The sequence below is a fragment of the Paraeggerthella hominis genome, from assembly GCF_021044775.1.
In the GTDB taxonomy this organism is placed as follows: domain Bacteria; phylum Actinomycetota; class Coriobacteriia; order Coriobacteriales; family Eggerthellaceae; genus Paraeggerthella; species Paraeggerthella hominis.
The window spans coordinates 31499-55182 of sequence record NZ_JAJNOQ010000003.1; the positions used below are offsets into that span (position 1 = coordinate 31499).

Sequence of the window (23684 nt, forward strand, 5' to 3'; positions counted from 1 at the left end):
GATGAGCGAGCAAAAAACAAGAGGAAGCGAGCACGCGCCGCTGCACAAGACCACGGCGCTGTGCCCGGACTGCTTGCGCGAGCTTCCCGCGGACGTGTACGCCGACGCCGAGGGCGTCGTGTGGATGGAGCGCACCTGTCCCGATCACGGCAGGCTTGCTACGCGCATGTGGCCCGATGCCGCGCACTACGAATGGCTGCGCTCGCTCGCGTTTCCCAAGACGTCGCCGTGCGGTGCCATTCCCCCTTCAGGGCCGTGCCCGCTTGGTTGCGGCACATGCTCTCGCCATGAACGTCGCGCAACGCTCATGGAAATCGAGGTCACGCGCAACTGCAACCTGCATTGCCCCGTGTGCTTCATGAGCGCGGAAACGGGCGAGGGCGATCCTACGATGGACGAGATCGAGGCCATGTACGACGTGATCGCGAACGCGGTGGGCGCAGACGGCGCCGTGCAGATCACGGGCGGCGAGCCGACGTGCCGCAAGGATCTGCCCGAGATCATCCGCATGGGTCGCGAAAAGGGCTTCTGGGGCATCGAGGTCAACACCAACGGCCTGGTCATCGCCGCGCGCGACGGCTATTTGGAAGAGCTGGTGCAGGCGGGGCTCACCGGGGTGTACCTGTCGTTCGACGGCTTGACGGGCGATGTGTACGAGGGGACGTGCGGCCGGGACATCCTTGACGTCAAGCTGAAGGTCATCGATCGGTGCCGCCAGGCGGGCGTTCAGGTGGTGCTGTCGGTGGCCGTGGTCGCCGGCCTGAACGATGGGCAATTGGGGGACCTGCTGCGCTTCTGCCTGGACAACGCGGACGTGGTGGCGGGCTTGGCACTTCAACCGGCGTTCACCTCGGGGCGCTTCGACGCGGAGCGCGCCCTGCCCATGAGCTCGGGGGACGTGATATTCAAGCTGGCCGAGCAGTCGGAAGGGCTTATCGGCCCGCGCGACGTATGGCCGCTCGGATGCTCGAACCCGCTGTGCGACACCGGCGTGTTCTTCGTGCACGGCGATCCTCCCCGGGGCGTTGCGCCGCATCCGTCGGGCTTCTACCCGGCTACCAGGGCGATAACGATGGAAGAGTACCGCAAAGGGTACTCGCCCGACAGCCCGCAGGGCTCGGTGTTCTTGGACATCCTGGCTCAGAAGGGCGTCGAGGTGACAAGCGGGCTTTCGGTGATCGTCATGAACTACATGGACGCAGTGTCCATGGACACGCAGCGGCTGCGCGAATGCTCCATGATGGTCACGGTTCCCGATGGTCGCGCGATTCCGTTCTGCTCGTATCACTTGACGGACTCGTGCGGGCGAAGGGTGTATCCGCCTTGGTGCAAGGAATCGCTGCGGTAAGGTTGCGCGACGGGCTCGAAGGCCGGTTTTCGGTTTCGCGCGGAGGTTATGGAAGGGACGCTGATATGACGAATAGCAACGAGGTGGCTTACGCTATCCATGTTGACCAAAGGCTGTGCACGCAGTGCGGCTTGTGCGAGGCGTTTTGCCCGGTGAACGTGTTCGAGCTGGTGGAAGGCGTTCCTCAGGCGTTGCGCTTGGACGACTGCTGGGGCTGCGAGACGTGCGCGGGACAGTGCCCGGCGCATGCGATCCGCATCGAAGCCTCGGCCGCTGCGCGTGCGGCCCAGGCCGATCGGGAGATGGCGCCGCCTCTTGATGAGGCCGTGAAAGCCCAGTACAAGGAATGGGCCGATACGATGCGCGAGATCCTGGGATTGCGCTGGCATCCTGTGGCCATCTCCCTTATCAAGGCGGGGGAACCGCTTCCCGACGTGCCGCTTCCCGAGCAGCGTCTGCGCTATTGCCAGTCGCTCATGGTCGCCCGCCGCGGCGCGTCGATCATGATGCCTGCGAACCGCCACGCGTGCCCGGACGGAACGTCCATTCTGGGTCTTACGCCCATGCCGGAGAAGCTTGCGTCGGGGGAGCTGTACATCCTGTTCCATAAGCTGGATTCTGTAGAGGCGGCGAAGCGCATGGTTCACGAGCGCCCCTGCTTGGAGCCTCGTACGGTGGATGCGACGGTGGTGTGCCCCCTCGACGACGCGAAGTGCGCAGCCGACGTGGTGGCCGTGATCGCGAAGCCCGAGCAGATGATGTGGCTGTCTATGGCAACATCGTACTACACGGGACATCGCCATGATTTCCATGCAAGCGGCTATAATGCCCAGTGCGTTGAAACCACGCTGCTGCCTCTGACGTCGGGCGAGATCAACATATCGTTCGGGTGCTACGGGTGCCGCGCTTCGTCTGATGTGGACGATTCCATGATGATGATGGGCATTCCCGTGGACTTGATGCCCGACGTGGTGAAAGGGTTGAAGGAGCTGGGGAAGAAGGCCATCCCTCAGTCGCGGGATAAAATATACTTGCCGCCGTTCTAGGCGGGGCTTTTCCGGCAGGCGGGCGTGCGGCGCGTTCGTTCGCCCCGCCTGCCGCGTACGTACGAACAAGGGGGTTGTCGTGGTTTGCGATTTGTTCTCTATCCGCGATGCGCGGCAAGAAGACAAGACGGTGCTCGATTCGTACGCGAACGCCGAGGGGATGGATGCCATTCCCTCCATCGAGGGCGTGCGCGTGGCGGTGAACGAAGACGACGAGGTCGTGGGGTTCGTTCGCGTTGTCACGTCCAAGGAGGGCGTGGCGTTCGTGAACCCGGTTGTCACGTACCGAACGTGGCAGGGCTTCGGCGTCGGGCGCGCCCTCATGGACGAAGCGCTTTCCCGACACGGCGAGCTCAGGCTTGTCTCGCGCGGTTCGAGTCGCGCGTTCTACGACGCTCTTGGCTACGAGCCTATCGGGTGGGATCTTATCGAAATGAGCTTGGTCGACGATTGCGACCACTGCACCATGCGCGACGAATGCGGGCCGCAGCCTATGCGAAAGGGGCGGCGGCCCTAGCGTGGTTTTGCGGCGCGTTTTCGCAACTTGTTGCTAGTGGGAACAACGAGGGGCGTCGGGCAGGTCGATTCCAAGGGCCGACGCGGCCAGGCCGCGCAGCTCTTCGAGCGTGAGCTCGTAGCAGGCAAGGGCGTCGATCCAGCGGCGCAGGCAGCAGCGACCCTTGTCGGTCAGCGAGAACAGGCGCTTGGCGGATCCCTCTTCGGGCACGTCCCATTCCGACGTGACCAGCTCGGCTTCCTCCATGCGCTTGAGCGCGCGGTAGATGCCGGTGGCGTCGGGCTTCTTTCCGCCGAACATGGGCGAGGATGCTGCCTGCTGCACGATGACGTAGCCGTGCAGCGGCTCGTCGGAGCATGCGAGCAGCGTAAGGATAGTGGGCTGCGACAAACGGTTGAGCGACTTGCCGAGCTCCGCGCACTCTCGCATGTCTTCGTCGGACTTAGGATGACAACTGCTCCACATGGGAAACCTCTTTTTCACTACGCGGTTTGCTTTGGGATTCGGCACGCCTTCGCATGTTCTCGGTCGTGCGCGCTTTCGGTAAAATTGCAAATGATATCATCTCATGAATATTTGCACTTAGCCAATAGTTTCTTCTCGTCTTTGCTATTTTGTTTCTTTCGGCCTTTGCGGCGCGCGGACGGGGGCGCGTGCGGGCGTGCATCGTGCTTTTTTGACCTCCTTCCTCTAGCGCACCGTCGCTTGTTGTGGTTTCATAGGCGCATCGACCGATAAGGGGCTTATGGACACCTCCTTTTTTCAGCAAATGCTCTCCGACTCGCAGGTGCTTACCGTGCCGTGGAGCATCGATTATTTTTCCGTGGTCGTCGGCGTGCTGACGGGCGCGCTGTTCGCATGCGACCGCAAGCTCGACATCATCGGCACCGTTGTGCTGGGCCTGGTCACCGGGTACGGCGGCGGTATCATCCGCGATGTGCTCATGCAGGATCACGGCGTGTACTTCACCTCGCACCCCGACCTTATCGTCATCTGCATTGCCATCTGCGTGTTCGTGTTCTACTTCCGCGGATTGTTCCGGCATTTGGATGCCACGGTGTTCTTCGCGGACGCGCTGTCGGTGGGGCTGTTCGCGCTGGCCGGGGCCAGCAAGGCGTATGCGTGCGAGCAGGGCGTTGTGCTGTCGATCATCCTGGGCGCCATCACGGCGGTGGGTGGCGGCGCGGTGCGCGACATCTGCGTGGGGGAGACGCCCGGCATCTTCAAGCAGAGCAACTTCTACGCGGTGGCGGGCTTGGGCGGCTCGCTTGCGTTCGTCGTGCTGGCGTACGCGGGCGCTCCGTTGCCCATCGCGGGCGTTGCCTGCGTGTTCGCGGTCGTGTTTCTGCGCTACTGGAGCGTGTACTACGATTGGAAGACGCGTAGCGAGGCGGACCTTACGCCCCATGTAGCGCGCGGCGTCGGCAAGGTGAAGCGCGTGGTGTCGGGCGTGTTCCTGCACGGCGGCGACACGACGGCGGCACAGAAGCGCAGCCTGCGTCGCGTGCTGCGGCGCCGTCGCGACGACGAGTAGCGGGCGCGAGGCTGTCGGCGTCGGCTGCGCGGCGGGGGTGCAGGAACGTTTCGCTTGCGAGCGCTTTCGCCATGCGTGCCGTCTGCCAGCGCTACCTAAGGTAGCGTCTTGCGCACGAAAAACGGCTCCCGCTGGCAGGTTTTGACGGTTTGCGGTCGTTTGACGCCCGCTACAAGTCGGCCGTTTTCAACCCGGATTCGCCACGCGCTCCTGAACAGGCACGATGCAAAGCGCTTTTCAGCTGGAAGGGCGGCGAAAGCGAATCGACGACCCCCAACCGTCAAAACCTGCCAGCGAACGCGGTTTTTCGCGCGCAAGCGGGGTGGGAACCCGTTCGCGCGGCCCGGGCGCCCCGTTCGCACGGCCCGCTGCATGCACCCTGTGCCCCGCCCCGCTGTGCGCTTCCGGTCCCAGTCCCGCGCCCCGCGCCCCCATGCGCCCCGCCCGCCTCGCACCTCGCCGCCTACATCCTGCGCCCTCCGCGTTCGCCCTGTGCGCTTTTCGTCCCCTCGTTTCCCGGCGCATGTGCGGCGTGGTACACTTTCGAGCGATCGAATTCTCCAGGATCGGCGCAGATGATCGCGCGATCCTCCACGAAAGGCAACCACATGGCTGACTACATAGAAGGCAAGCGCCCCATCATCGAGGCGCTGCGCACGGGCGTGCCCGTCAAGAGCATCCTCATGGCCGACAACGTCAAGCGCGACGGCCTCATCGAGGACATCTTGCGCAAGGCGAAGCGCGCTGGCGCAACGGTGGAGATGGTTCCGCGCAAGATCCTCGACGACAAGTCGGATCGCGGCAGCCATCAGGGCGTTATGGCCAAGACGAAGCCGTTTCCCTATGCGGGCATCGGCGATATCGTGGGCGCGGCTGAAGCCTCTGCGGCAAACAACGACGGCCGTGCGCTCGTGGTGATCCTCGATCACATCACCGACGCCGGCAACCTGGGCGCCATTTCGCGCAGCGCTGAAGCGGTGGGCGCGTGCGGCCTGATCATCCCCAACAAGCGCAGCGCGCACGTGGAAGCTTCAACGTACAAGAGCTCGGCCGGCGCCATCGCGCACGTGCCCGTGGCGCAGGTGTCGAACCTGGTCCAGGCCATCAACCGCCTCAAGGAAGAGGGCTTTTGGGTGGCTGCTGCCACCGAGCATGCCCAGGACCTTATCTGGGACACCAACCTCAAGGGCAAGATCGCGCTGGTGATGGGCAACGAGCACGAGGGCGTTTCTCGTCTGGTGCTGGAAAACTGCGACCTGTTCGCGAAGCTGCCGCTTGAGGGCGAGGTTGCTTCCCTCAACGTGGCGCAGGCGGCCACGGCGTGCATGTACGAGTGGCTTCGTCAGAACCGCGCTTGATTGCAGGCGATGCACCGCTATGGCACGGCAGCGTAAAAAACTCCTGATCGTGGACGGGTACAACGTGTTGCGCTCGGGCAGCCGGTACCGTCAGGTCACCGACCCGGACTACACGGACGACACGTTCAACGTCGCGCGCGAAACGCTCATCAACGACGTGATCAACTACGCGGGGCGCGACTGGCGCGCCATCATCGTGTTCGATGGCGCGCGCAACGCGTTTTCCACTGGCGAGGCGGAAACCGTCGGCGGCGTGCGCATCATGTTCAGCCCGGCCGGCCAGTCGGCCGACAAGGTGATCGAGAAGTTGGCGCACGATGCGCGCGAACGTCAGGTGGAAACGCTCGTGGTCACAAGCGATGCCACCATCCAGGACACCGTCTTCGGCTTCGGCGTGGATCGCATGAGCGCCGACGGTTTCAGCCGCGAGGTGGGCATACATTACGAAGACGCCCGCTTGGACGAAACGCCGAAGGTGGCGCAGAAGAACACCGTTGCATCGCGCATCGATCCTGCCGTCCTGGCGAAGCTCAAGGCCATGCGCGACGGGGAGAGCGAATCTCATGGACGATAGCGCGCATGCCGAGGCCGGCCGTTCCGTCTACCATGTGGGCGATCCCGTCGTGTTCGAGGGCTACGTGGACGACTTCGCCGAAGGGGTGTCTGCGCTTGAGTTCTCGCTCGACAACGGCGAGACCTGGACGGCGTACGCGACGACGGGGGCGGTGGCCGAGCGCGGCGTGAACTGGCGCTTCGTGTACACGCCCGAGCGTCCGGGCTGCTATCTGCTCAAAGCCCGTGCTCGGGACGCGCACGGTCGCTCGTCTTCGTTGGTGTCGGGGTTCGCATTCGAGGTCCTGCCGTGATGGCTGTCGCAAGCCCGAACGGCTTGGGCGCGGATTCCGCGCACGCCGCGCCCGAAGCCTACGGAGCTTCGCGCATTCGGGCGATAGGCGGCGGGCCGCTTGCGGGCGCGCGCCTGTTTCGCTCGTGCGACCTGTCTTCCATCGACGCTCGGGAAGCCGACGTTATCGTTCGGTTGCTGGGCGTTCGTTCCATATACGACATTCGCAACCAGAGCGAGGTGGCCGCGCGGCCTGAGCCGTACCTGGTGGGCGCGAAAACCGTCGCACTGGCTCCTTCGGCGGAAACCAGGCGCAAGGATACGGGGAAGCGCCTGGTAGCAGGCGTGATCGATGCATACGGCGCGCCGGGGGAGCGCATGGTACGCAACTACCGCCGCTACGTGAGCGAGTATCCGCTCATCGGCACGGCGCTGCGATCGATTGCCGCGGAGGGCGTTCCTGCGCTGGTGCACTGCGTGAACGGCAAGGACCGCACCGGTGTGCTCTGCGCCGTGCTGCTGCGCGCATCGGGAGTCCATCCCGACGACGTCATGGCCGACTATCTGGCAACGAATCAGGTGAACGCCGCGTCCATGCGCGCGGAGGCCGCATCGCTCGGCGCGGGCATGACCGACGGGGAGCGCGCGATCCTCCAGTCGTTTCTCGAGGCGCGACCGGCGTACCTGGACGCGTTCTTCGCGGAAGTGGACAACGCGTTCGGCTCGTTCGACCGCTACGTGCGGGAAGGGTTGCGACTTCGTTCTGACCAGGTTGAACGGCTGGCTGCCCTGCTTGTGCGGTAGCTCGTCGGGACGCGAGCGCATCGTCGCGCGCTTGTTGGTTGTTTCCCCACCTGGTGTTGGGTATTATTCGAAGTACGAAACGGCATCAAGGCGAACGGGATTTCCCTCATGACACGCACGAATTGTACGGACCGCATCATAGACGGCGTGATCGCGCGCCGAAAAGCGGTTGTGGCGACGTTTATGGTCGTTGCCTTCATGTGCGCGGCCATGATTCCGTTCGTTGGCGTCAACTACGATATGGTTGACTATCTGCCCGACGAGGCTCAATCGACCACTGCTGTGGAAATCATGAGCACGGAGTTCGCTCAGGCTGTTCCGAATGCGAACGTGCTGATACGCGACGTGTCCGTGGCGCAGGCCCTCGAACTTAAGAGCAAGGTCGCCGCTGTTGACGGCGTGGAGTCCGTTATGTGGCTCGACGACGTCATGGATGTGGCAACGCCGCTGGAAATGGCCGATCCGTCGCTGGTCGAAACGTACTACCGCAATGGCGCAGCCCTGTTCCAGGTGGCGGTTGCCGAAGGCTTCGAGGGTCGGGCCGTTCCCGCGCTGCGTGCGCTGGTGGACGAGGCGGGGCCGGGAAACGCAGTGTCGGGCGAAGCCTCCGATACGGCGCAGACCACGGCCAGTACGGGCGAGGAAACCGGAAAAGCCGCGCTGGTCCTGGTTCCCATCATCGTGCTGCTGCTGGTTCTTTCCACTCGGTCTTGGATCGAGCCGGTGCTGTTTCTTGCGGCCATCGGCGTGTCTATCATCATCAATATGGGTACGAACATCGTGTTCGGCCAGGTGTCGTTCATCACGTTTTCGGTGAGCCCCATCTTGCAGCTGGCGGTTTCGCTGGACTACGCCATTTTCCTGCTGCACGCTTTCGCGGCCGAGCGGGCTCTTCAGCCTACTCCCGAGCGTGCGATGGCCGTGGCTATGCGCACGTCGCTGTCCACGATCGCCGCAAGCGCCGTCACCACGCTTTTCGGATTTATGGCGCTGTCGTTCATGCAGTTCCAAATCGGCGCCGATCTGGGCATCAACCTGGTCAAGGGCATCGTGTTCAGCTTCTTCACGGTCATGGTGTTCCTGCCGGCCCTCACGCTTTTGCTGTACAAGCTTATCGACAAGACGGCGCACCGGCCCTTGCTGCCCTCGTTTCGCAACGTGGGGCGCGTGCTGGCGAAGGTGCGCGTGCCGGCGCTCGTGTTGGTGCTTGCGCTGGTGGTGCCGGCGTATTTGGGCCAGGCCCATACCGTGTTCACCTACCAGAACAGTGAGCCTGATCCGAATTTGCGCGCAGGGGCTGACACGCTCATGATCCAAGACGAGTTCGGTCAGCAGAACGCGGTAGTGGTGCTGGTCCCGCGCGGCGACGTTGCCGCCGAAGCGGCGCTTTCGGCCGATTTGGCGAAGGTCGACAACGTGGCCAGCGTCATCTCGTACGCGGCAACCGTAGGGGCGACCATCCCGCAGGGTTTCGTGGGCGCGAGCGTGCTGGATCAGTTCTACTCGCAGAATTGGGCGCGCATCATCGCTTATACGGATACCGACGTGGAGAGCAGCGAGGCTTTCGCTACGGTCGAGGCCGTTCAGCGTACGGCGGCTGCGCATTACGGCACGTACTACACGGCGGGGCAGTCGGCGAACTTGTACGACATGAAGAACATCGTGGCCGTTGACAACGTGGTGGTTGCTGCGGTGGCGTTCACGGCCATCCTGCTGGTGCTGTTGGTGACGTTCCGTTCGCTGCTGCTGCCGCTGGTGCTGTTGTTGGCCATAGAGTCGGGCATCTGGATCAACCTGTCCATCCCGTACTTCACGGGCGATTCGGTGAACTTCATCGGGTACCTGGTCATCAATACGGTGCAGCTGGGCGCGACCATCGACTACGCCATTCTGCTGACCACGCACTACCTGACCCATCGCAAGGATCTTCCTGCGCGCAAAGCGGCGTATCGGGCCTTGGGCGAGACGTTCCCGTCGCTTCTGGTTTCGGCGGGCATTCTGGCTACAGCCGGGTTCGCGCTGGCGTTCTCGTCCACCATGTCGGCGGTTGCTAGCCTGGGCATGTTGCTCGCGCGCGGTGCGTTGCTGTCGTTTGCGCTGGTCACGTGCTTCTTGCCGGCATTGCTCGTGCTGCTTGACGGCCCCATTCGCCGGACCACCTGGCGTGCGGACTTCGCGCCCAAAACGCAAGAGGGCGCGGCGGGCGACGCGTCTGCGGCATCGGAAGCTTGCTGTTCGAATCCCTCGGTCGCGCTTGGAGGCGCTTCCGTTTCCGTGCTCCATACAAGTGAAGGAGACGAATCATGAGGAATCATCCCTGCATGCGCACGGGCCTTGCGGCCCTGCTGACCGTTGCCTTGTCGGTGGCGTGCGTGCCCGGCGCGCTCGCGCTTGCCCAGGACGAATCGGCGAAAGAACCCAGGGCGAGCGGCGCATCGGCGCAGCCGGCTTCCACCGCAACGTATCGGAAGTCCGAGGTGGTGTACGCGAACCTGACGGCAAGCGGGAAGCCGGAAGCGGTGTACGTGGTCAATCGCTTTGACGTAACGGGTGTGGGGTCGATCGCGGACTACGGCGATTACACGGCGGTGCAGAACCTGACCAACCAGACGGATCTGAAGCGCCAGGGCAACGCCACCGTGTTCGAGGCGGGCGAGGGCGCGTTCTTCTACCAGGGCGACGCGGCGCGGACGGCGCTGCCCTGGCTCGTGTCGCTTGAATACAAGCTGGACGGCAAAACCGTGCCGGCCGATCAGCTGGCCGGCGCGTCAGGGGCCTTGTCCATCCGGGTGAGCACTGCGCGAAACGATGCGGTTCCCCCGGCGTTCTACGACAGCTTCATGATGCAGATCACGTTTACGCTGCCGGGGGCTGTGGCATCCGATGTGACGGCCGAGGGGGCCACGGTGGCAAGCGCGGGCCAAGACACCACGGCAGCGTTCACCGTTCTGCCTGGCCATGATGGTGACTTCGAGTTGAAGGCCCAGGTGAAGGATTTCCGTATGGCGGGCGCGCAAATAGCCGCGCTGCCGTATTCCTCGGTTATTGAGATGCCGGACACGAGCGGCATGGCGGACGGCATGACCAGTTTGTCCGATGCCGTGAGCCAGCTTGCGGCGGGAGCGTCGTCGCTGGCTTCGGGCGCGAGCGCACTGTCGAGCGGCGTTCAAGGGCTTTCGTCGGGCGCGACGTCGTTCGGGCAAGGTTTGGCGCAGCTCGACTCGTCTTCGGGTGCGCTTGTGGAAGCCTCGAGCCAGATCAAGACCGCGTTCGATGCCATGTCCGCGGCGTTGTCGAAGATCGATCCCGCCCAGCTTGAGCAGCTCAAGCAGCTTCCGGACGCGATCGACCAGATAGCGGACGGACTCGAGGTGCTTGCTCGGCAAGCGCATGCGGTGCAGCAGGAGTATTCCCAGGCCATGACGGCGCTCGACGGGGCGATCGAGGGGCTGTTGGCGAATGCTCCGACGCAAGGCCAGATCGATTCGTTGAAGGAATACGTCAAGGGCGATTCCTCCCAAGCTGAAACCGTGCAGAAGCTTCTGTCGGTGTACGAGGCTGCTCAGGCGGTCAAAACGGCGTACGTCGAAGGGAAGCCGGCGTTCGACGATGCCGACAATGCGCTGTCTGCCTCCGCGGTCGCGCTCGACCAGCAGGTGGCTGCGTTGCGCGCCGCTGCCAAGCTGCTGGATGCGGCCGTAGCCGACGGGCGCGTTGACCAGCTGGTGCAGGTGGTCGAGGGGTTGTCTCAGCTGCCTGCTTCGTACGGCCAGTTCCACGACGGATTGGTGCAGTACACCTCCGGCGTGTCGGCTCTGGCTGCCAGCTATGGCGATCTCGAGTCCGGAACGTCGTCGCTTGCGGGTGGCGCACGCCAGCTTTCGGGAGGCGCGGGCTCGCTGAGCGGCGGGTTGGGCCAGCTCAATGCGACCACGATCACGCTGCCGGAAACCATGCGCAAACAGATCGAGGAGATGACCGCGGAATTCGATTTCCCCGAATTCGACCCGGTGTCGTTCGTGTCGCCTGACAACAAGAACGTTGCTGCCGTGCAGTTCGTGATGTCCACGGCGGCCATCGAGAAGCCCGAGGCGCCGCAAGAAGAGGAGTCGAAGGCCGAGCCGACGCTGTGGGATCGCTTCCTGGCGTTGTTCCAGGGATAGAGGGTTTGCGGACGGGGAAGGGGCGGCTTGCCGCCCTCTCGGTCGGGTGGCGGCGGCTCTTTTGCCGGCCCGTCCGGCTTCGACCGTCTCGCCTTCCCCTCGCGCGGGCACGAAATCGCGGGTCTGCGCTCCCCGGATAGCTTCGTTGCCGCGCCGCCCGCGACTGCCTGCTCTCTGACCTGGGGTTCTCGTGCATGTGCGCGACACGGCGCGCCCCGCAGGTCGTTTCGTGCAGCGCAGACCCGCGATTTCGTGCCCGCTGGGGGCCGCATCGGGAATTGCGTGACTCCCGATGACGGCGCGGGCACGCTCTGTTTCCCGAAGGGGCGACTCGATTCGCCGTTGCTCGCGAGGCGCTTTGCTAGCCAGGCAGCACGATGCCGAAGTGCTCTTCTAAAAGCGCCCGGAACATGTCTTCGGAATCGACGGCTTTCGTCTCCTTGCCCTCGGGCGTCACCTGGGTGAACGTGTTTGCGGTGATGGACACGTTCCCGTTTTCGGTCCGACGGTTGATCATCCTTTGCTGCGTGAACATGGAATCGGGATGCGTGGAGCAGTAATGGGAAAGCGGTACGAAATCGGTCAGGGCTATCGGTGCGTCAAGCAGGGCGAACGCAGGCGTTTCCGTTGCGTCGCCGCGCCGCCTTTTCGCTGCGCTCCCGCAGTATACGACGTGCCACCAGCACGAATCGTGCAGTTCGACGCGAAACGCCTGCCCGCACGATTCGACCTCCGCGCCATCGACAAGGGGGATGGCGCATGCCGGCGAAGGCCCGCCGTAGCCGACTTCCGCGATGTATCGCCGTCCTTCTACGCGTGCGATCGTGCCCCGGTGCAGGATGGGGTAGACGTAGCCCCGGTCTTTCAGGCTGCGTCCCAAGCAAGGCGACGTTTCAACGCCCATGTGCTTGAGCAACGCGTTGAACAGGGCGTTCAGTTCGAAGCAGTAGCCGCCGCGCCGTCCGACTACAACCTTGTCGAATATGTCGGGTATGCCCAACGAAACAGGGCGATGGTAGTCGCATGCGTCCAGGTTCTCGAAAGGGATGCGGCTTTGGTGCGCAAGGATCATGCGGTCCAAGTCGCTTTTCGACAGCGGCAGCTCGGGCTGCTCCATCTCCAGCCTTTCCCAGTACTTTTGAACATCGGGGATGTCTTCGTACAGCTCCTCGTACATTGCGGCTCCTATCGTGAGTGTGCCGAGCGCCGCCTGCTGCAGCGGGCAAGCAAGCACGCCTCGGTGCGATGGTTGTTCCATGGTCGCTCTTTCGGTCGTGGTCGCGCATCCCTCCCGAAGGATGAACCGGGCTCATTCGCTTGTGTTCGAAGGCTGATTTCTTTCATTGCTCGTGCGGGTTGGGGTGTCGTGGGGGGTCTTTCTCGTTAGGGTGGCCCCGCATCCTCGTGTGCGGGCATAAAATCGCGGGTCTGCGCTCCCCGGGCGACTCCGCCACCACGCCGCCCGCGACCCCCTGTTCCCTGGCCTGGTGTTTTCGTGCGAGCGCACGAAACGACGCCCTCCGTAGGGCGCTTCACGCAGCGCAGACCCGCCAGTTCGTGCCATCGCCTCCAAGCGCTGCGTCTTTCGTCGTCTCCGCCTCCCGCGGAGGCTTCCTCGATCAATCACCTCTGATGCCGAAGCGCCCTTCGGGAAACGCGCTGCGCTAGAAGTCTCAAGCTGCAACGAGGCGGTGCGGCAGGCCCTTCGTCACGCTCCGCTGCATACCTTTCCGAAATCGCGTACAATGTTCTCGATAATTGTCTTAGGATAATGTGCGGGCGTTTGGGAGAAGGCTTGCGGCCAGGGAGGGGGGCGGCGCGTTGTTCGGATCGCTGATCGTGTGCTACTTGTTCTTGGGCGGCGCGGGAGCCGGTGCTTGCCTGGTTTCGGCTGCGCTGAGCTTGCTGTCTCCTGCTTCTCTGACCGTGCAGCGCATGCCTGGTCGCACGGGTTCGCCTTGCAGGATCGTTCGCCTGCCTGAAGCGTATAGGCGACTGCTTGCTCCGGGGCTTGCCGCGGGATTGACGGCGCTTGGAGCTGGCATGGTCTGCTTGCTGGCGGACGTCGGGCGCATCGATCGCGTGGCGTCGCTGCTTCTGAACCCTTCATTGTCGTACGTTGCGGCGGGCGCCTGGGCTTTGGCCGCGTGCTTCTTGCTGGCGTGCTTCTTGCTGGTTGCATGGGTCGGCTTGGCCCGCCTCTCGGTTGCGGTGGTTCGCGTGGCCGAGGTTTTGCTGGCTTTGGCATCGGTCGTGACCATGGCGTATACGGGCTTACTGCTGCAGAGCATGCCCTCGGTGCCGCTCTGGTCGACGCCTTGGCTTCCGGTGCTGTTCGTCTTTTCGTCGCTTTCGTGCGGATGCGCTATGGTTCTGGCTGTCGGTCAGTTCTCAGGCGCAGCGCGAATGTTCGGGGGCGTGTTTCGGCGGCTGGCGGCTGTCGATGCCGTGGTCGTGGCGTGCGAGATTCTGGTTGCGGCAGCTTACGTAGCTGCGGTTTCGGGGCTGACCGCGCTGGGGGCTCCTGCGTTTTCCGGTTCGAGCGGCACCGGACAGGCGCTGGCCGTCTCGTCGCAGGTTTTGGTTGGCGGCCCGGACGCGTGGCTGTTTTGGGTTGTGTTCGCGGCGGGCGGACTTGCCTTTCCGCTTGCGGCTGATTTGGCGATCGTGCGGGTTGCGAAGCCTTTGCCGATGATGGCTTTAGCTGTGGCTGCGGGTGTTTTAGCCGGTGGGCTCGCTTTGCGGTATTGCCTGGTTGAAGTGGGAATGCAGCCTGTTTTGCAGATGGGATTGTGATAAGGATGGAGAGTGCGACCAATGGATAAGTCCACGTTCCCTTTCGAAGTTGATGCAACTACCGACGTGCCTTTGTGGGTACAGCTGCGCCAGCGGCTTATCTATTTGATCAATTCCGGTTATTTCAAGCCTGGCGATCGGTTGCCGACGGTGCGTGGGCTGGCGTCCGACATTTCCATCAACTACAACACGGTGAACAAGGCGTATCTCAGCCTTGTGTCCGATGGATATCTGGAATCGACGCGTGGGCGCGGCGTGTTCGTGCGCGACTTGGACGCGGAGATGGACGAGGGGTTCGCAAAGGAGATCGATAGCCTTATGGACGATTGCATTGCGGCGTGTCGCGACCTGGGCTTGTCTCTTGACGACGTGCAGCGGTGCATGCTCCTTAAGATCAAGCAGGCAAAAATGGCCGAGGGGATTGAGGACGATACTTCAGTGGAGGGATCTGGCCGTATCGTGAAGGTGGACGTGATCGGTGCATCTGGCGGCAAAGTGCGCGGCGCATGATCAACTGGTATAAGAAGAGGGAAGAAACCGACATGAATCTTGAAAACAGCAGGAATGCTCGGCGCAGGCGGACGACTGAAGCCGAGTCGCGTTCGTTCGGAGGGCGTTCCTCGTGGAGGGTGCTTCCCGATGCGAATACGGAAGTGGTGGGCGAGCGCGCTTCGAGTGCGGGCGTGCTGTTGTTTACCGCGACGGTGTTTCTGGTGACGTTTTGCCTGGTTATGGGCATCTCGATAGGGGCAACGGGTCGTATGGGGCTGGTTTCTCTTGCGCTTTCGCTGGTTATGGGGCTGCTGGCTGCCATGTCGACGCATATCGCGCAGCAGTGGGAAAAGGTCGTGGTGCTGCGTTTCGGCAAGTTCAATCGAGTTTCCGGGCCGGGGTTGTTCTGGACCATCCCTATTGTCGAGCAGAACACCATGCGCGTGGACAATCGCGTTCGCGTGACCACGTTCGGAGCCGAAGAAACCCTGACGGCCGACCTGGTGCCACTCGATGTGAATGCGGTCCTGTTCTGGCACGTGTGGGATGCAAAGGCGGCGTGCATGGAAGTGGGGGACTTCACGCGCGCGGTGGAGCTTGCCGCTCAGACGGCTTTGCGCGACGCTATCGGTCGGGGAGGCGCGGCCGAGGTGGCCATTCGCCGCGAGCAGCTGGACCGCGAGCTCAAACGCGCGCTCGAAGAGAAGGTGGAGCCTTGGGGCATTACCATCCTGTCGGTGGAGATCCGCGACATCTTGCTGCCGAAGGAGTTGCAAGATGTTATGTCGCTTGAGGCTCAGGCCGAGCAGCGCAAGAAGGCTCGCATCATTCTTATGGAGGCTGAGCAGGATATCTGCGAAATGATGGACGATATGGGCGATATATACGCGAGAAACGATGCTGCGCTGCGGTTGCGCTCCATGCATCTTCTGTATGAGAGCGTTCGAGAAACCGGCGGCACGGTTGTGGTGCCAAGCAGTTTCAGCGAGGGCTTTGGGGACGTGCTCGGCGACGCTGCGAAAGACGCTCTTGGCGGGAAAGGCGGGAAGGCGTAAGGTCTTGGCGCCGTGCTTCCAAGTTGCGCGGCTGTTTTGTACATAATTCATGCGTACGCAACAATTCTCGTCCGATTGCCCTTGATAATTGTGCGGCGTAAGCTTGTCGGACTTGATGCTGGTTGAATGCTTGTGCTTGTCGACTGCTCGGATGTGCGGGGTCGACGTTCCTGCTATTGATCTGCTGGATTTGAAGGTTCCCGCGCTTTGCATCCAACGGTACGAGCTGAAGCGACCGCTGACATTGTTTCTAAAATAGAATAATACTGCCGGTAAATTATCCTATGACAATCATTGATTGTCATAGGATAATTTCGTATAGTGCAGGCAAGGGAATTTGGCCAATTCTTGTCAGGAACGTATTGGAGGATATCCGATAGGATTGCGCTTGGGATTCGCGGCAATAGATTCGCGATCCATTTCGCAGGGGGATATCCTGACGAGATCTTTGGAGGAGGAGAAATGTCAGGAACAACCAGCTCGCAGAGCGGGCTCACGCGTAGGAGTTTCCTGAAAACAACCGGCGTTGCGGCTGGGGCGTTGGGCCTTGCGGGCGCCGTTGGCATGACTACGCCCGATGGTTGGCTTGCGCCCTCGGAGGCCCACGCCGAGCCTGAGGAGCGAGTGGGGTATACATTCCACTATCGACATTGTCAATGCAACTGCCACTTGAAGTGCACCGTTCGCGATGGTCGCATGGTTCTTGTCGAGCCGAATACTTGGCCGGATAAGAGAAACGAAACCGTATGCTTGAAGGGTATCTCTGAGATCCAGCATACATACAGCTCTGAGCGGCTGCAGGTTCCCCTAAAGCGCGTTGGCGAGAGGGGGTCGGGAGATTTTATCGAGATAACTTGGGAAGAGGCTCTTGACACCATTGCCGACAAGGTAAAGGAAACCCAAGAAAAGTACGGCGCAGGGGCCATTGCTTTCCAGACGGCAGTGGATTCCCTAACCACGTTCTTGCCAAAACTTCTCAAAGGACAAGAAAAACCCCACCGCGGCATTGATATCGGTTTAGGGAATGGGTTTTCGCCGGCATTGGCTGAATCTGGTCAACAGGGAGCATCCTCGAATGAAGTTGCTGACTGGAAAAATGCTAAAACCATTCTCAACGTCGGTTGCAATATGCTCGAAACCTGCATGGTGACGGCTCCTTACTTCTTTGAGGCAAAGGAAGCGGGTGCAGAAATTATCACGCTGGATCCCAATTTTTGCACCACTGCTGCAAAAAGCTCTCGCTGGATACCTATGATCGCGGGTACTGATCCGGCATTGTATCTGGGGATGATTACAATCATTCTAGAGAATGAATGGTATAACGAGCCGTATCTTAAGGCTAATACCAGTATGCCTTTCTTGGTCAAGCGTTCCGATGGATCGCTTTTAAGGGAGCGCCCTGCCGTCGACGGCAAGCAAGCAGGTGACGATAATCCGTTCATGGTTTGGGATGGGCGCACGGGCTCGCTTGCTGGATACCGCGCAGATGGCGTAGACCCAGTGCTTGATTTCGAAACGTCCATCAATGGCGAAGAGTTCGTCACTGTTTTTCGACTGCTAAAAGAAAGCCAGAAAAAATACCCTGCTTCATGGGCTGCGAGGACAACGGGCGTAGATGAAGATGTTCTTGTCGAAATAACCGACAAGTATGCAAACCACGGACCTTCGATTCTCTCGTTTGGATTCGGCGGTGGTGAGAAGTTCTATAACGCTGATGTTGCCGGGCATGCAGCCGTTTTGCTTGCGACCCTTGTGGGTTCGTTTGGAACTGACATTCCTGGTTGGGGCGCAGGCGCGTACGTCAATGCTTACCAAAAGATATTCGGCGCAGGAAAACTGGCTAGTTGGCCGCTTCCCGATGAATGCAAGACGGCACCGGCTCCCAAAGCGAGCGTTGACTACCGCGATGAAGAGAGCGGCATTCGTTTCATGTGGGTGCAAAACGGAGGCTTTCAGCAAATTGCGGGAAACCAGAATCGAACGAACGAATGGGCGAAAACGCTCGATTTCGTTGTCGTTCAGGACATTTGGCATACTCCTTCGGTTGATTGGGCTGACATTGTCCTTCCTGTTTGCTCTCATTTTGAAGTCGACGAAGAAGTGGGTTTCTTGCGCGCGCTGCGCGGCCATGTTCTTCTCCAGCAGAAAGTGCTCGATCCTTTGTTTGAAAGCAAAACCGATTTTTGGATCGATTGCGAAATGGCGAAGCGCTTGGGGTACGGAGATTTTTTGCCGAAAAGCCAGGAAGAACTCGCCCGCTTTCAGCTTGATTGTGCCACCGACAAAGCGATTGCTGGCATAACGCTTGACGAGGTTATTGCCAGCAACGGTGTGGTGGCGCTTAAGAATCAGCCTGAGATTGCGCGTAGCTATAGTGGCCAAACCTATAAAACCACATCGGGAAAGATAGATCTGTATTACGAGAATCTTGTAAAGCATGATCAAGCCTTGCCTCAATACGAAGCTCCTTGCGAGGCTTACGAAGAGAATCCCTTGCGAGAGAAATACCCTTTGGTTATGACCCAGCGTCGATCGAAGTACTTCATTCACCAGAACCTCATGGACGCTACGTGGATACGTCAGTATTACAAACCGACGCTAGAAATGAACCCGGGCGACGTATCTTCGCGTGGGTTGGCGTCCGGTGATATGGTCGAAGCGTTTAACGATCGCGGTTCCTTCAGTTGCGAATGCGTCGCCACTGAGGCGGTTCGTCCGGGCATGGCTGTTATTGTCGAGGGCATTTGGAGTCAGTACATGGGTTCTGGGGACTTGCAAAATGTCACCAATGATGCCGTCAACCCCAGGGGAAAAGCACTTGCCAAAGGTCGTGTTACTCCTTTCAACGACACGCTCATCGAAGTTAAGAAAGCATAGGTGATCGAATGACTAGGCTGGGAATAGCTATCAATTTGGATCGCTGCACTGGTTGCAATACGTGTGCAATGGCGTGCAAGATGCAGAACAATGTGCCCATGGGCATGACGTGGAACCGAGTGATTAATGAGGGATGCGAATCTGAGTTCGGAGTTCAAGGAACTTACCCTGATGTTACGCGCACGTATCTGCCTATTGCCTGCCAGCATTGCGAGAATCCGGCGTGCTTGCGCGTATGTCCGACGGGGGCTACGTACAAGGATGACAAGGGACGCGTGGAAATTGACTACGAAAAGTGCATCGGTTGCCGTATGTGCATGGCTGCTTGTCCGTACAATGCACGCGTGTTTAATTGGAGTGATCCGGTTCGCGATCCTGATTTCAATTATGGAGACAAAAGCGTACCGGTGCGCGGAAAGGGCGTTGCTGAAAAGTGCACGTTGTGCAAAGAGCGCACCGACCGCGACGAGCAGCCTATGTGCGTGAAATGCTGCCTATCAAAAGCTCGCACATTCGGTGATCTTGATGATCCCGAGAGCGAGATATCGAAGCTCGTCGTTGCTCGCAAGGCCGGCGTCCTCCTTGAGGAACAAGGTACCCGCCCGCAAGTCCATTACTTCAACTAGGGAGGAGGTGCAAACCATGCAAACCTCTACGAAAACTAAAGCTGCCATCGGGGTGCTGGGAATGCTGACGGTGGCGGGTGTTGCCGCTTGGATTTATCAGCTGATGGGTGGTCTTGGCGTGACGGGCATGAATAACGGCACGTCGTGGGGCCTTTACATCACGTGCTTCATGTTCTTTGTGGGCTTGTCGGCCGGCGGCCTCATCGTTGCATCGTCGGCTAGCGTGTTTCATGTGTCCGATTACAAGAAGGTGGCGTTGCCCGCGGTTATTCTATCCACGGTGTGCATCTGCTGCGCAGGAATGTTCGTGCTTATCGATCTTGGCGGCATTCAACGGGTGTGGCGCATTGTTACGGGACCGAACGTGATCTCCCCCTTGTTCTGGGATATTTGCGTTATCACGATGTATCTTGTCATCAACCTGGCGTACCTGTACTTTATGATGTCAAAAAAGCCGGGTGCCCAGGATAAGGTTGCTGTCGTTAGTCGCTTTGCCTTGCCCATCGCTATTCTGGTGCATTCAGTGACCGCGTGGATCTTCGGTCTGCAGATTGCGCGAGAGGGTTGGTATTCCGCCATCATGGCGCCGTTGTTTGTGGCTTCGGCTATGGATTCGGGCTTGGCGTTGCTGCTTCTGGTGTTGAACGGATTGAACAAGTCGGGTGTGTTCAAGACGGACAAGAGACTGTTGGCGAACTTGGCGGGACTTTTGGCTGTATGCGTTGCTGTCGACGCGTTCTTTATCGGCTGCGAGGTTCTGACCATGGCTTATCCAGGTGCTGCCGGAGCCGATACGTTAGCCATCATGACAACCGGAGCGACTGCGCCTTTCTTCTGGTTTGAAATTGTGGTTGGCTTGCTGATTCCGTTTTGCATTCTGGCGTTTGCGAAAAACCGTCAACGGCAAGGTTTGGTTGTTTTCTCCAGCGTGCTGGTGGTGGCTGGCGTGTTCTTCAAGCGCGTGTGGCTGCTGCTTACCTCGTTCTCCCATTTTAATGTGCCGGGTGCTCCGGGTGTGTCGTTGGGAACTGTTAATGCCCAGCAGGGAGGTTCCGACATGTGGGCGCTGGCTGGTACCTACGTTCCTACTTGGGTTGAAGTCGTTGTAGTATTGGGCGTTGTGGCATTGGGGGCTTTGGCGTTCGTGGCGCTGACGCGTATGCTGATGCCGACGAATAGGACGAATACCTCTTCGGCAGATGCGCGTCGCGTGGTTGAGCCCGCGTCGGAATCTGTTCAGTAAGAGAAAGAATGCGCCGGACGCTTTTGTCAGGTTCGGCGCGTCGACTGATTTCAAGAAAGGACGACTCTATGGCCGGTATTCCTTGGAAGGCTTTGTCTGAGGCGTACGGATTCCTGGGCAATTCGCTGCTTGCTCCTATGACCATGACGGCGTCGGTTGGTCTTGACGGGCGCTTTTGGGAGGCGTTTCCTACGTTCGGAGATCAAGGTTTGACTGACGCCGTTGCTGCGTGCGTTTGCTGGACTCAGTCTGTTCGCTCACGCGCAGAGGAGAGCGGGGAAGACTCGGTCGAACGCTGCGCCGTGGAATATACCCGCCTGTTTATTGGTCCTCCGTCTCCTTTGGCACCGCCATGGGAAACGATGTATCGAGCTTCGAACGTTACGGTTGGCTTCGGTCAAGCTACTTTCGAAATGCGTCAATTGTTGCGCGAGGCCGGCCTTGAACTTCGAAACGACAATCGCCAGTATGAAGACCATATGGGCATCGAACTGCTATACCTTTCCGATCGATGTCGCTGGCTGTCGGGCGATCCTGTCGAGATCGTGGACGCTCGGCAGAAACTCGCTTCCTTTATCGACGATCACCCGCTTGATTGGATTGGGTCCTTTAGAGATTGCGTGGAAGAGCAAAGCCCGGACGGTTATTTCTCCCGCATTCTATTGGTGACTCAGTGCTTGTTGAAGTGGCATCGGGCGGAATTGTCGGCTCTTTGATCGGGCTTAACCGTTCGCCTTCTCGATTTGCGTCCCCAAAAAAGACGAGCCCCGTTTCGGGGCTCGTCTCGACATGTGCGTTGATCTGCGCGGTTAACCTCTTCCCAGAAGCTTCCTCATGGCCAGCGCGGCGCCTGCCACAAGGGCGAGACACGCCGAAGCGAGTGCAACCACAAGGGGCGTGCTCGTGCTCTCGTCACCCGTTTGGGTCAGGTTCGAGGTTTTCGACTCCTTCGCAGCTGCGGGCAAGGGCTTGGCTTCGGTCTTGGATGTTCCGGAGGTTTCTGTCGTCAAGGTTGCACCGGGTTCTTCCAGCTTGCTCCCGGATTCCGAATCGGAGACTTCCTGCTTCGGGCCGTTTTCCGCTCCCTGGTCCTGGGCGTTCGACGAATTCCCCTCGTTCGATCCTCCGTTGCCCGACGCCGACTGGTCCCCGTTGCCCGTCGAGTTGTCGGGCGGGGCGGGTGCGTTCGGCTCTCCCGTGCCAGGTTTGCTTTCCTCTGGCGAGGGGTTCTCGTTGCTTGCCGGGGGAGCAGGCACGACGACATCTTCCGATCCCGGTCGATCGGCATTGCCCGGCGCGCCTTCGCCAGAGCCGCCGTTCTCGGGAGTGGAAGGCGTGGGCGGCTCAATAGGAGCCGTCGGTTCGTTGGGGGATGGGGCGGGTTCGACAGGCGTCGAAGGTTCGTTCGGAGCCGGCGTCTCGCCCGGAGCCGGGTTCGGGGTGGGCGTTGCCTCCGGCGCAGGATCGGGGTCGGGCGCCGGCGCCGGCTTGTTCGCTTCTGCATCTTGCTCGTGCTGGGTGATGAACGCCAGGCAGTCGTTCAGTTCGTTGCGGTAACGGTTTTCCCAGCCCTGGTGGTACTGGGGCTGGCCCTTGTAGAACACGCTCACGTTCTCCACCACGTAGTTGCACAGCTTGGTGACGAACTCGCGGTCGGTCATGTCGTTGGTGAGCCCGGCTCCCGGCCAGTCGTACCTTTCGCTAGGGTAGTGGTACGTGCCGTTCCAGTCGTATCCGTCCGAAACGCCGCCCACGAACTTCTTCCAGCCGGAAGATCCGAACAGGCTGCTCAAACCCCAGCACAAGCCCTTCACGGCATCGGAGCGATTCGAAATGTCGATGCCCCTGCTGGCCAGGTATTCCTGCGCAGGAATGTACGAGTTGTTGTACGCGTAGCTGTCCTGCAGGCCGGAGAACTCGGTCGGGTTGGCAGCGTATGCAAGGTGCCACGAATCTTCGAGTCTCTGGCCGACCTCGGTCAGCTTCCCGGCGCTTTCGTCGTACAAATCGCCCGAGATGTTCGTGGAGGAAACCCACTCGAACATGTGGTACGTTTCAGGATCGTACGCGTAGCATGCCTCCAGAAATCCCTTGAGGGTGTAGCGGTTGTCGAACTGGTAATACCCCATTGCATGGTATCCGTCGCCATAGGAAAGCCCCTGGTCGTAGTTTCTTCCGCTCTCGTATTTGGCGAAGTACTTCATCTCGCTGGAAACTGCAACCGGATCGAGCGACACCGCGTACGGCATTGCGATAGAGCGAGCAAGCCTGGTTTTCGGCGAGTTGTCGGAGTAGAAGTCGTCCTTGTCGTAATCCGCGGGCTTCTGCATCGCGTTTGAAGCCGATGCGCCCGTCGAAGCAGCTTCGGAAGGAATGGGCTCGTCGGCAAGGGCTGCTGCTGGCATCATGCTGCATGCAAGGGAAAGCGATACGCCCAAGGCGAGCGCCTTCGGTGCGCTGGGTTGTCCCATGGGGACCTCCGTTCTGCGTGTATGGTGCGTTTCATCTGCGTTTGTGGTAGTGCGCGCCAAGGCGCGCATCCGCTGGGGCCGATCGGAGGAATCAGCACGAAGCGGAATAATAAGTTTCTCACGCGCGCGCGAGAGGAAGCCAGTTCGGCGGCGTCTTCTCCATGGCTTTACGACAAATTAAACAGAATTGCTGGGCAACCAGGTGCATCGGCGGCGCGTCGCGTCGCGTCGGCAGGATTGATCCGGTTGCGTCGTGTTGCCTGGCTCCACCTCGTTCAGCAGCGGAAGCGTCCCCTGTTGTCAAAACGGACGAGTTTTGCGGCGATTTTTGTGGCATCGGGGCGGTTCCGCGTGAGGCAGTTTTGCATCGTGCCAGGTCATAAGCTTGTCGTTCGTTATTATTCTGGCTTGAGGACCAGCAAAACTCGCTCGTTTTGACAGCAGGCGGCAGGCGGCAGGCGGCTGCGGGCAACGGCAGTCAGCGAACGGCGGGCAGCGAGCGGCGGCGAA

General features: G+C 60.6%; 20 protein-coding genes. 17 read left to right on the plus strand and 3 right to left on the minus strand.

Features of this window, described 5'->3' with window-relative positions; translation table 11 throughout:
• The first annotated feature begins 1 nt into the window (after window position 1).
• The 3 genes from LQE90_RS04070 (at window position 2) to LQE90_RS04080 (ending at window position 2911) form a co-directional block, all read left to right on the plus strand.
• The gene (locus tag LQE90_RS04070) at window positions 2-1348 is read left to right on the plus strand and encodes a radical SAM protein (protein WP_216528965.1); all 1347 of its coding nucleotides are present in this window, start codon (window positions 2-4) and stop codon (window positions 1346-1348) included.
• 65 nt (window positions 1349-1413) lie between these two features.
• Complete coding sequence (locus LQE90_RS04075) at window positions 1414-2394, plus strand: DUF169 domain-containing protein (protein WP_216528964.1); 981 nt, start codon at window positions 1414-1416, stop codon at window positions 2392-2394.
• A 79-nt stretch (window positions 2395-2473) separates the two neighbouring features.
• Entirely contained in the window at window positions 2474-2911 is a 438-nt protein-coding gene (locus tag LQE90_RS04080) for a GNAT family N-acetyltransferase (protein WP_181792567.1), read from the plus strand.
• Between the two features lie 33 nt (window positions 2912-2944).
• Here the strand turns inward: LQE90_RS04080 and LQE90_RS04085 are convergent, their stop codons facing one another.
• Window positions 2945-3376: a PadR family transcriptional regulator gene (locus LQE90_RS04085; protein WP_114567025.1), complete on the minus strand. Its 432-nt coding sequence runs from the start codon at window positions 3374-3376 to the stop codon at window positions 2945-2947.
• A 280-nt stretch (window positions 3377-3656) separates the two neighbouring features.
• On the opposite strand from LQE90_RS04085, the gene LQE90_RS04090 reads away from it, so the two are divergent.
• From LQE90_RS04090 to LQE90_RS04120, 7 genes are all read left to right on the plus strand, one after another.
• The gene (locus LQE90_RS04090; RefSeq protein ID WP_114567024.1) at window positions 3657-4445 is read left to right on the plus strand and encodes a trimeric intracellular cation channel family protein; all 789 of its coding nucleotides are present in this window, start codon (window positions 3657-3659) and stop codon (window positions 4443-4445) included.
• A 608-nt stretch (window positions 4446-5053) separates the two neighbouring features.
• Window positions 5054-5803: a 23S rRNA (guanosine(2251)-2'-O)-methyltransferase RlmB gene (gene rlmB / locus LQE90_RS04095; protein WP_114567023.1), complete on the plus strand. Its 750-nt coding sequence runs from the start codon at window positions 5054-5056 to the stop codon at window positions 5801-5803.
• 19 nt (window positions 5804-5822) lie between these two features.
• Entirely contained in the window at window positions 5823-6377 is a 555-nt protein-coding gene (locus tag LQE90_RS04100) for an NYN domain-containing protein (RefSeq protein ID WP_216528963.1), read from the plus strand.
• The gene (locus LQE90_RS04105) at window positions 6367-6669 is read left to right on the plus strand and encodes a hypothetical protein (protein WP_216528962.1); all 303 of its coding nucleotides are present in this window, start codon (window positions 6367-6369) and stop codon (window positions 6667-6669) included. The genes LQE90_RS04100 and LQE90_RS04105 overlap by 11 nt, the downstream gene beginning before the upstream one ends.
• Entirely contained in the window at window positions 6669-7451 is a 783-nt protein-coding gene (locus LQE90_RS04110) for a tyrosine-protein phosphatase (protein ID WP_216528991.1), read from the plus strand. Before LQE90_RS04105 ends, LQE90_RS04110 begins: the two co-directional genes overlap by 1 nt.
• A gap of 108 nt (window positions 7452-7559) precedes the next feature.
• Window positions 7560-9758, plus strand: a complete 2199-nt coding sequence (locus tag LQE90_RS04115; protein ID WP_216528961.1) for an efflux RND transporter permease subunit — start codon at window positions 7560-7562, stop codon at window positions 9756-9758.
• Window positions 9755-11614 (plus strand): hypothetical protein, encoded by a 1860-nt coding sequence (locus LQE90_RS04120; RefSeq protein WP_216528960.1) that lies wholly within the window; start codon window positions 9755-9757, stop codon window positions 11612-11614. The genes LQE90_RS04115 and LQE90_RS04120 overlap by 4 nt, the downstream gene beginning before the upstream one ends.
• A gap of 361 nt (window positions 11615-11975) precedes the next feature.
• Here LQE90_RS04120 and LQE90_RS04125 read toward each other — a convergent pair whose 3' ends face one another.
• Window positions 11976-12872 carry an arylamine N-acetyltransferase family protein gene (locus LQE90_RS04125; RefSeq protein WP_114567019.1) on the minus strand — a complete coding sequence of 299 codons (897 nt, stop codon included), beginning with the start codon at window positions 12870-12872 and terminating at the stop codon, window positions 11976-11978.
• A 563-nt stretch (window positions 12873-13435) separates the two neighbouring features.
• On the opposite strand from LQE90_RS04125, the gene nrfD (LQE90_RS04130) reads away from it, so the two are divergent.
• The 7 genes from nrfD (LQE90_RS04130) to LQE90_RS04160 all read left to right on the plus strand — a co-directional run bounded on the left by nrfD (LQE90_RS04130) (window position 13436) and on the right by LQE90_RS04160 (window position 21419).
• A complete protein-coding gene (gene nrfD / locus LQE90_RS04130; RefSeq protein WP_216528959.1) occupies window positions 13436-14410 on the plus strand; it encodes an NrfD/PsrC family molybdoenzyme membrane anchor subunit in 975 nt (324 codons plus the stop codon).
• A 21-nt stretch (window positions 14411-14431) separates the two neighbouring features.
• Window positions 14432-14920, plus strand: coding sequence for a GntR family transcriptional regulator (locus LQE90_RS04135; RefSeq protein ID WP_114567008.1), 489 nt, complete (start codon window positions 14432-14434; stop codon window positions 14918-14920).
• Window positions 14917-15957 (plus strand): slipin family protein, encoded by a 1041-nt coding sequence (locus tag LQE90_RS04140; protein ID WP_225748755.1) that lies wholly within the window; start codon window positions 14917-14919, stop codon window positions 15955-15957. Before LQE90_RS04135 ends, LQE90_RS04140 begins: the two co-directional genes overlap by 4 nt.
• A 462-nt stretch (window positions 15958-16419) precedes the next feature.
• On the plus strand, window positions 16420-18834 hold the full coding sequence (locus LQE90_RS04145; RefSeq protein ID WP_216528958.1) for a molybdopterin-dependent oxidoreductase: 2415 nt from the start codon (window positions 16420-16422) through the stop codon (window positions 18832-18834).
• Between the two features lie 8 nt (window positions 18835-18842).
• Window positions 18843-19460 (plus strand): 4Fe-4S dicluster domain-containing protein, encoded by a 618-nt coding sequence (locus LQE90_RS04150; protein ID WP_114567005.1) that lies wholly within the window; start codon window positions 18843-18845, stop codon window positions 19458-19460.
• Window positions 19461-19476: 16 nt separating this feature from the next.
• A complete protein-coding gene (nrfD, locus tag LQE90_RS04155) occupies window positions 19477-20703 on the plus strand; it encodes an NrfD/PsrC family molybdoenzyme membrane anchor subunit (RefSeq protein WP_216528957.1) in 1227 nt (408 codons plus the stop codon).
• 68 nt (window positions 20704-20771) lie between these two features.
• A complete protein-coding gene (locus LQE90_RS04160) occupies window positions 20772-21419 on the plus strand; it encodes a TorD/DmsD family molecular chaperone (protein ID WP_114567003.1) in 648 nt (215 codons plus the stop codon).
• Between the two features lie 93 nt (window positions 21420-21512).
• On the opposite strand, the gene LQE90_RS04165 is transcribed toward LQE90_RS04160, so the two are convergent.
• Entirely contained in the window at window positions 21513-23174 is a 1662-nt protein-coding gene (locus LQE90_RS04165; RefSeq protein ID WP_216528956.1) for a VgrG-related protein, read from the minus strand.
• Window positions 23175-23684 lie beyond the last annotated feature (510 nt).